General features: G+C 62.5%; 3 protein-coding genes. 2 read left to right on the top strand and 1 reads right to left on the bottom strand.

Annotated elements, in window-relative coordinates; genetic code table 11:
* A partial coding sequence (locus tag EN906_RS31300) for a zinc-binding dehydrogenase (protein WP_164777504.1) occupies window positions 1-417 on the top strand: 417 nt, incomplete at its 5' end.
* 84 nt (window positions 418-501) lie between these two features.
* Here EN906_RS31300 and EN906_RS31305 read toward each other — a convergent pair.
* On the bottom strand, window positions 502-1,611 hold the full coding sequence (locus EN906_RS31305) for a TRAP transporter substrate-binding protein (RefSeq protein ID WP_013528215.1): 1,110 nt from the start codon (window positions 1,609-1,611) through the stop codon (window positions 502-504).
* A 262-nt stretch (window positions 1,612-1,873) separates the two neighbouring features.
* Between EN906_RS31305 and EN906_RS31310 the strand changes: the two genes are divergently transcribed.
* A partial coding sequence (locus EN906_RS31310; RefSeq protein ID WP_164777505.1) for a gamma-glutamyl-gamma-aminobutyrate hydrolase family protein occupies window positions 1,874-2,317 on the top strand: 444 nt, incomplete at its 3' end.

Genomic DNA, 2,317 nt, shown 5'->3' on the forward strand with positions numbered 1-2,317 from the left:
GCAAAAATGCCCATCCACCCACCCACCGCCGATGTCATCGATGCCATCGCCGGACCGGTGGGGCTGGTGCCAGGCGGTGTCGACGTCGTCTTCGAATGTGCGGGCGTGCGAGAGACCGTCGAGCAGTCGATGCGGCTGGCCCGCGCCGGTGGCACGGTCGTCATCGTCGGCGTGACGCCGCAAGGCGTGAAAGCTGAATTCGAGCCGTTCGACCTGCTGTTCCGGGAACTGAAGGTGCTCGGTTCCTTCCTCAATCCCTACACCCATCGCCGTGCCGCCGAACTCATTGCTTCCGGCACGATCGAGATCGATAGGCTGATCTCCAGGCAGGTGTCGCTTGAAGAAGCGCCAGCGGTGATCGCCAATCCGCCGGCGCCCGGCGAGGTCAAGGTTCTGGTGGTGCCGCGCCGAGGCTGAACCGCCGGTTTCGCCTCCGGTATATACAGAAAAGCTCCCTGAGCGGGTTCCGCCCAGAGAGCTTTTGAGCAGAAGTCCGGCCGACTACAGCTTGCCGTTGCGCTGCTGGACCATCATGAAGGTGTCGTAATTGTATTCGGCCACCTGCGCCCAGAGATAATGCTCCTTGCGGAAGCCCTTGATCGATTCCCAGATCTTCTTGAACGGGGCGTTGGAGGCTTCCATTTCGGTATAGACCTCGTTGGCCTTTTCGAAGCAGGCGGCCATGATCTCCTGGCTGAACGGGCGCAGTTTCGCGCCGCCGGCTACCAGTCGCTTCACCGCCGCAGGGTTCAGATAATCGTATTTCTGCAGCATGTTGGCGTCGGCCGCCTGCGCGGCAGTGTGCAGCAGCGACTTGTACGTCGGCGAAAGTTCTTCGTACTTCGCCTTGTTGAACATCAGGTGGACGGTCGGGCCGCCCTCCCACCAGCCGGGATAGTAATAATAGGGCGCGACCTTATAGAAGCCGAGCTTCTCGTCGTCATAGGGACCAACCCATTCGGCCGCGTCGATGGTGCCTTTCTCCAGCGCGGGATAGATATCACCGCCGGCGATCTGCTGCGGCACGACGCCGAGCTTCTGCACCACCTTGCCGGCAAAACCGCCGATTCGCATCTTGAGGCCGGAAAGGTCGGCCACCGTGTTGATTTCCTTGCGGAACCAGCCGCCCATCTGGACGCCGGTGTTGCCGCCCGGCAGGCCGAAAAGGCCCTGCGTGGCGAGAAACTCGTTGAACAGGTCGATGCCGCCGCCATGGTAATGCCAGGCATTCATGCCGCGTGCGTTGAGCGAAAAGGGAACCGCCGCACCCAGCGCCCATGTCGGGTCCTTGCCCCAGTAATAATATGCCACCGTATGACAGGCCTCGACCGTGCCGGCCGTGGTGGCGTCTGCGGCCTGCAGGCCTGGCACCAGCTCTCCGGCGGCGAAGACCTGGATCTGGAAGTTACCGTCGGTGGCTTCCGACAGCATCTTCGAGAACACCTCGGCACCGCCATAGATGGTGTCGAGCGACTTCGGGAAGGACGACGCCAGCCGCCACGTCACCTTGGGATTGGACTGGGCTATTGCGGGCGCCGCCAGTGTGGCCGCCGCCGCGGCGGCACCGACGCCGGTGACACCGGCCTTGCGAATGAATGAACGACGATCCATGAAGTTCCTCCCTTTTGGATCAACAGGCCGACGTCAGGAAATCCTCGGTTTCCGTGTCGGTTCGTTCAAGACAATACACAGGCAAGAAGTCGAGTCCAGCACGGCGACCCGATTTGACGGCGAAGCCCAGCTACCCTGCAACTATAGTCTAACAGGCCATTTCGTGGCCCATGCGACACGCCGAAACTTGGCATGGAAAAACAACCGGGGATCGCCTATTTTAGCGGCAGGTATCCCTTGCCCAGATGGAACACAGAGCAAAATGCATCAGCCGCTCGTCGCCATATCGACCGACGTCCGTCAGTTCGACAACTACACCTGGCATGCCGCCCCGCAGCAATATCTGGAAGCGGCGATCACCGGCGCCGGTGTGTTCCCGCTGCTGGTGCCATCGTTCGGCGACCGGCTCGACTTCGACGAACTTCTCTCGTCGGTCGACGGCGTGATGGTCACCGGCTCGAAATCCAATGTGCATCCCTCGCTCTATGGCGGCGACGCCAGCGAAGCCAATGGCCCCTATGATCCGGCGCGCGACGCCACGACGCTGCCGCTGATCCGGCGGGCGATCGAGCGCGGCGTGCCGCTGCTCGCCATCTGCCGCGGCATCCAGGAATTGAACGTGGCGCTGGGCGGCACGCTCGGCACCGAAATCCAGGAGCGCGAGGGCTCGCTTGACCACCGCGCGCCGGTGAGCGACAAGCAGGAC

Origin of the sequence: Mesorhizobium sp. M7A.F.Ca.CA.004.06.1.1 (assembly GCF_003999135.1) — a bacterium.
In the GTDB taxonomy this organism is placed as follows: domain Bacteria; phylum Pseudomonadota; class Alphaproteobacteria; order Rhizobiales; family Rhizobiaceae; genus Mesorhizobium.